Origin of the sequence: Domibacillus iocasae (assembly GCF_001750285.1) — a bacterium.
Classification (GTDB): domain Bacteria; phylum Bacillota; class Bacilli; order Bacillales; family Domibacillaceae; genus Domibacillus; species Domibacillus iocasae.
This window is the reverse complement of sequence record NZ_MAMP01000001.1, coordinates 257,200-263,199: the sequence shown is the minus strand read 5'-3', so window position 1 is coordinate 263,199 and position 6,000 is coordinate 257,200. Positions and strand designations below refer to the sequence as shown.

Sequence of the window (6,000 nt, the reverse complement as noted above, 5' to 3'; positions counted from 1 at the left end):
GCATACGGCCTTCTCCGCACAACGGAAGATTTTAAAGAAGGCGTCGATGCATTTGTTGAGAAAAGAAAACCTGTATTTAAAGGGAAATAAGGAATAAAAGAGTGAAAAAATTGTTTCGTTTTGGACAAAACAATTAGGAATCTATTTTTCCTGGCTTGTAGAGAAACGAACCATCTCTACAAGCTTTTTTTATGAGCAATTCAATATAAAGGGAGGCAGTAAAAGTGGATATTCATTCAAGAGTAAAAACGATGGCGGAAGGTAATGTGTGGAAGTTATTGGGTGTTAATGTGTTAAAAGGCAATGACGGAGAATGTGAACTGGAAATAGAGATGAAAGAAGAATTTAAACAATCCTACGGTTCGATGCATGGCGGGGTTATCGCAACTGCGCTTGATATGTCAATGGCTGCAGCAATCTCAACAACGCTGGATGACAACAAATACAGTAATACCATCGATCTATATACAAGCTACCTTCGACCGATGGCTGGAAGCCGGCTTATTGCAAAAGCAGCTATCGTAAAAAATGGAAAGCGGGTAGCTGTTTTGAACGCAGATGCATTCAATGAAGAAGGAAAACATGTTGCTACAGCCAGAGCCACATTTATGATTTTGGATAAGTAATGTTTAAACTCTGTCCAAATAGTAATAATCATTTCAAAAAACAAAAATTTAAAATAATGAAAATATAATATTGAAATCAAATAACTCAAATTCGAGATATATTATTTATGAAAACGCTTACCATTTTTTTAGGGGCAGGAGTGAAGCATATGTTAACAAAAGCAGCTGTAACGTATGGAAAAGGGGAACCTTTTCAAATTGATGACATTACGATCGACAAACCGAAGGACGGGGAAGTGCTGGTTCGTATTAAAGCGGTCGGTATTTGCCATACGGATTTAATTGTAAGGGACCAATATTATCCTGTTCCATTGCCAGCCGTACTCGGTCATGAAGGATCGGGTATTGTGGAGGAAGTCGGGACAGGCGTGACGAGTGTACAGCCAGGTGATCACGTTGTATTATCTTTCAGTTCATGTGGGGAGTGTACGAAATGTTTGTCCGGCAACCCGTATGCGTGTGAAACGTTTTTTGAGTTAAATTTCACAGGCACAATGGGAGATGGCACATGCCGCTTGCACAAAGACCATCAAGACGTATCGAACTTTTTCGGTCAATCAAGTTTCGCTCACTACTCCGTTGTGTCAGAGCGGAATGTTGTAAAAGTTCCAAAAGATGTGCCACTGGAAATTTTAGGTCCGCTTGGCTGCGGAATTCAAACAGGCAGTGGTGCGGTATTAAATAAATTGCAGCCGGCTGAAGGGTCAAGCATTGTCGTATTTGGCTGCGGTTCTGTAGGTTTAAGTGCGATTATGGCGGCGAACGTCGCCAGCTGCACAACGATTATTGCAGTCGATCTTCAAGAAAGCCGTTTAGAGCTTGCAAAGGAATTGGGCGCAACACATACCATTAACCCGAAAGACGTCGCCAATACAGTGGAAGAAATTCAAAAAATCACTGGCAGCGGCGCTAATTATTCTGTTGAAACAACAAGTATCCCTGCCATACTGCGTCAAGCTGTTGATTGCCTGGCGACATTAGGAAGAGCAGCAGTTATTGGGGCACCGCCGGTTGGGACAGAGGTTTCATTAGATGTTAATACGCTTTTGTTTGAAAGGTCTGTTACGGGAGTTTTGCTTGGATCGGGTGTGCCGCAGACATATATTCCAAAATTGATTGACTTGTATAAAAACGGCAAGTTTCCATTTGATAAATTAATTAAATTTTATTCTTTGGAAGAAATCAATCAAGCTTGCGAAGATTCTGAAACAGGAATAACGATCAAGCCAATTTTAAAACTTTCTTAATTAGAGGAGGAACATATATTGGAAACAAAAACAGCGAAATACACAGACTGGAACAAGCTAATTATCAATGGTGAGTGGAAAGATGGTTCAAGCAGCAGAGATTGTGTGGTTGAAAACCCTTATAACAATGAAGTGCTGACAACATTTAAATATGCGAGTAAAGAAGACATTAATGAAGCGTATGAAGCGGCGGAAAAAGCGCAAGAGCATTGGGGTGCTTCTTCTGCTTACGAACGCGTGGAACTGCTTGAAAAAGTAGCGGCTCTTTTTGAAGAAAGACGAGAAGAACTAGTCCAGCTTTTAGTTGAAGAATCAGGAAGCTCGCAGTTAAAAGCAAATGTTGAAGTAAGCTGTTCCATTGCTGACCTTAAAGAAGCGGCAAAATATCCGCTGCAAATGGAAGCATCGATCCGCGCTTCAGCCGTTCCAGGAAAAGAAAACCGTGTGTACCGTGATCCAATTGGGGTTGTTGGAGCCATCACTCCGTGGAACTGGCCTCTTTATTTGACCATTCGTGTCGTTGCTCCAGCGATCGCAACAGGCAACAGCATTGTTGTGAAATCCGATTCACAGACGCCAATCACCGGCGGTCTTATCATCGCTAAACTCTTTGAGGAAGCTGGTCTTCCAAAAGGCGTATTGAATGTCTTGGCAGCAGATCTTGAAGAGGTAGGCGATTACTTTGTAGAGCATCCTGTCCCGCAGGTTATTTCATTTACGGGCTCAACAGCAGCAGGCAGGCACGTTGGTTCACTAGCCGTGAAAAACGTGAAAAAACCAGCACTTGAACTAGGCGGCAACAATGCGCTTATCGTTCTCGATGATGCAGATGTTGACCTGGCGGTATCTGCCGCTGCATTTGGGAAATATATGCACTCTGGCCAAATTTGTATCGCGCTGAACCGTATCATTGTAGACCGCAAAATTTATGATTCATTTGTGGAAAAATTTAAAGCGGCAAGCATTAAAATTAAAGCTGGAAACCCTGCAGAGAGTGACACAATTATTGGGCCGCTAATTAATCGGAAGCAGGTAGACCGCGCGCTGAATCTTGTCGAACAAAGTATTGGTGAAGGCGCGAGAATAATTTTAAAAGGCGAAGTAAACGGAAATGTTGTAGAACCAATCATTTTAGCGGATGTCACAAATGATATGGCTGTTGCTCAAAATGAAGTGTTCGCACCTGTCGCGGTTATTATTCCGGTTGATAGTGAAGAAGAAGCAATCAAAGTCGCAAACGGCACGCCATTTGGCTTGAGCGGCGCGGTATATTCAGGATCCATTGAAAGAGGCATCAATGTCGCTAAAAAAATCAAAACAGGTATGATTCATGTGAACGACCAGTCTATTAACGTAGAGCCAAATGTTCCATTCGGTGGGGAAAAGCTCTCCGGAATTGGCCGTTATTGCGGCGAATGGGCCATCGATGAATTTACAACAGTTAAATGGCTATCCGTCCAAAAACAACCACGTGAATATCCGTTTTCATAAATAAAGAAGCCCGCTGACAATGGTTCAGCGGGCATTTCTATTTTAATGAATTTGCGGCTGTTCTTGAAATAAAATACGAAAAAAAGGGAACAAAAATAGTAGTTGAATGCCGTCGGAATAACTATAAAAAATATAAATCTTTTGTTGTAAAGTAAGAGGGAAAATTCTTTTCCTCTTTTTCTTTTTGCTTAGTGAGTTTATCCAGGCATTTTTTTGATTTTTTCATAAAATAGAAGCAAACAAACCATGCAAGGTACCGCCATGTAAGAAGAAAAGCCAGAAAGCACTTTTCTATAAAAAAATTTTAAAATGAACAGGAGGTGAAAAACAATGCCATTTTATCCTCCAGCTCCAGGGTCATACAGTGCTTATCATGGATTTTATCCGCCAAATGGACTGCCATACCCTCCTTATGTACAACCCTATCCGCCAAATGAAGGTTCTTTTTTTCCTCAGCAGGGGTTCCAGCCATTTATGCCTTACCGCCAGTCTGGCTTAAGACAGGAATCTCCTTATTTTGCACAGGGTTATCCACCACAGCAGTACGGCGGTGAACATCCTCAGCCTAATATGTGGAGAAACATAAATAACCTTATTGCAAATGTCCATGAAATATCAAATGGAATTAATACATTGCGGCAAATGGGATCGATGTTCAGTAATCTGCGATAAGGCAAAATTTTTGTTTGGCTGGACCGATTCATTTAACAAAGGTGTCTTTTTATCTTTTCTTAAAAGTCTCAAAAAGGAATATTGGTTTCTATTCCCCAGGTATCGCGGCAGGGTATTTGTCTTTGTTGATTGGAGGCTGATGCCATTCTGTGACAGGGGATTTTTTATGGGAAATAGGGGAGCCGTCTTAATGATAGAAGTGTTAATCGAGTATCCCGCATGCACAATACCGGATGAAAATAGTTAGGCACCTTTTTGCTAGAGCCATTCCTCCCCTTTAAATTCAGTGAAAAAACAAGAAAAAATAACGAGAGGAAGGATGATAAGAAATAAGCTGCTTTTACAGGGTTTTACAGTGGAATTTCTATTAACGCCATGAATGTCATCTCGCTTACTGCTGTACGCGGGGAACATTAAAATACACTGAAATAATGCTGGTGAATTGATTAAACATTTTTCGGGAGTATGGAAGTACAGGTTCAGGTGTTAATCTTCTAAAAACAGCCCGGTTACATTTAGAAGGGAAAGATTTCGAATGAAAAAAATTGTTTTTATCAGCGGGGCCAGCGGGGCAGGGAAAACGACATTGTGTGAGGTTTTAACAACACGGATAAGCCCGGCTTATCGCTATGAGATTGCTGGAATTGACATGGATGAAGTGTACAAATTCGTTGACCGGAGATTTTCAAGCCGTTACGGAGAGCAGTTATATAAATTAGCCCGGCAAAATACAGGCAGTTTAACGAATAACTTTCTGCAAAATGGGATTCATACCGTTTTTATATTCGGGATTGAGGTTTACAATAAACAGTATGTAAGAGAGGTGCTTGCCTGTGTTGAAATGGATGCACAAACACAGGTATACCATTTCACACTTACGCCTCCCAAATCAAAGATTATAGAGCGGCTGATGAAAAGGCAAAATAAGGTGCCTCACTGGTTTCATATGCATTTGCTTGAGAGACAGCATTATTATGATGCAAAATGGACAGTGCCCATTGATAACTCTAGCCTGACACCTCCTGAAACGATAGATATCATCCTGCAAAAAGTCATCAAGACAAAAGGAACAGATGCTTTTTTTATAAAGCCGGAGTGAAATTGATCAAGGTGCAAGAAAATCACAGAAGCATGGCGATAATGCAGCCATGCTTTCGTTCGTGTTGAAGTAAAGAAACAGCCCCCTGCTGAATAAGACATTTAACTATAAACGCCTATGAGCGAACTCTCTGGCTTGTTTAAATTGCTGGTTTTGATAAAAGTTTTTAGCACGCGTGTTTTTAGCCCAATATTCTAATTCAACTAACTTTATCTTTGCGTTTTTGGCAAACGTATAAATTTCCTTCATTAAGCATGAGCCGTAGCCTTTTCCTCTATGTGTTTCAATAACGCCCAATTGATGCACGTACACAGAATTCAGTTCTTTGGTGAACGGTGTTTCCGGATAGGTTCTTGTCTCAATCCAAGCATAGCCGAGTGGTTCACTATCTTCAGTTAAAACAAAAAAGGTGAAATTTTCGGCTTTTATAATGCTTTTGAAAAATTCTTCAACGGCATCATAATCATACTGCTTAAAAAAATCGGGATACCATTTTGCATGCATATTCTGAAGAGACTGATTTAACTTGGCAACAGTCTTAAAGTCATGGGTTTGATAAATATTCATAATGCCTCCTGTTGCTTACATGATGTCCTCCTTAAAAATAATACGTGGCGCTAAAAGAGATTATGTAAAGATAGTGCTCATCTATTTGTGATTTCATCAAGATTATGGCTGCTGCAAGAAGTGATGAAACAGCTAGCTGAAACGTTTAAAGAGACTGTCCCAAAAACAAGAGGCAGGCGCCCCCAATACAACATATGGTTCTGAAATGAGGAGCAAACTTTTGTATTTTGTCCACATTGGAGGAAGCGAGTCACTTATAGGACAGCCTGCTGCTTGCTAAAGTAAAACAGAAAGAGGC

The 6,000-nt window shown here is 40.7% G+C and carries 6 protein-coding genes; 5 read left to right on the top strand and 1 reads right to left on the bottom strand.

Annotated features, from left to right (window positions below; translation table 11 throughout):
* Positions 1-224: 224 nt before the first annotated feature.
* The 5 genes from BA724_RS01310 (at position 225) to BA724_RS01290 (ending at position 5,135) form a co-directional block, all read left to right on the top strand.
* A complete protein-coding gene (locus BA724_RS01310) occupies positions 225-626 on the top strand; it encodes a PaaI family thioesterase (protein WP_083255986.1) in 402 nt (133 codons plus the stop codon).
* A 149-nt stretch (positions 627-775) separates the two neighbouring features.
* Positions 776-1,873 (top strand): NAD(P)-dependent alcohol dehydrogenase, encoded by a 1,098-nt coding sequence (locus BA724_RS01305; protein ID WP_069936889.1) that lies wholly within the window; start codon positions 776-778, stop codon positions 1,871-1,873.
* A gap of 15 nt (positions 1,874-1,888) precedes the next feature.
* Positions 1,889-3,364 carry an aldehyde dehydrogenase family protein gene (locus BA724_RS01300; RefSeq protein ID WP_425388968.1) on the top strand — a complete coding sequence of 492 codons (1,476 nt, stop codon included), beginning with the start codon at positions 1,889-1,891 and terminating at the stop codon, positions 3,362-3,364.
* Positions 3,365-3,694: 330 nt separating this feature from the next.
* Positions 3,695-4,036: a hypothetical protein gene (locus BA724_RS18210; protein WP_141719838.1), complete on the top strand. Its 342-nt coding sequence runs from the start codon at positions 3,695-3,697 to the stop codon at positions 4,034-4,036.
* A 535-nt stretch (positions 4,037-4,571) separates the two neighbouring features.
* Positions 4,572-5,135 carry a P-loop nucleotide/nucleoside kinase family protein gene (locus tag BA724_RS01290; protein ID WP_069936886.1) on the top strand — a complete coding sequence of 188 codons (564 nt, stop codon included), beginning with the start codon at positions 4,572-4,574 and terminating at the stop codon, positions 5,133-5,135.
* A 105-nt stretch (positions 5,136-5,240) separates the two neighbouring features.
* Here BA724_RS01290 and BA724_RS01285 read toward each other — a convergent pair whose 3' ends face one another.
* Positions 5,241-5,702: a GNAT family N-acetyltransferase gene (locus BA724_RS01285; protein WP_069936885.1), complete on the bottom strand. Its 462-nt coding sequence runs from the start codon at positions 5,700-5,702 to the stop codon at positions 5,241-5,243.
* Positions 5,703-6,000 lie beyond the last annotated feature (298 nt).

Coding starts and splice junctions, on each gene's coding strand:
- BA724_RS18210 (WP_141719838.1), top strand. CDS start 3,695: ATGCCATTTTATCCTCCAGCTCCAGGGTCATACAGTGCTTATCATGGA.
- BA724_RS01290 (WP_069936886.1), top strand. CDS start 4,572: ATGAAAAAAATTGTTTTTATCAGCGGGGCCAGCGGGGCAGGGAAAACG.
- BA724_RS01305 (WP_069936889.1), top strand. CDS start 776: ATGTTAACAAAAGCAGCTGTAACGTATGGAAAAGGGGAACCTTTTCAA.
- BA724_RS01285 (WP_069936885.1), bottom strand. CDS start 5,702: ATGAATATTTATCAAACCCATGACTTTAAGACTGTTGCCAAGTTAAAT.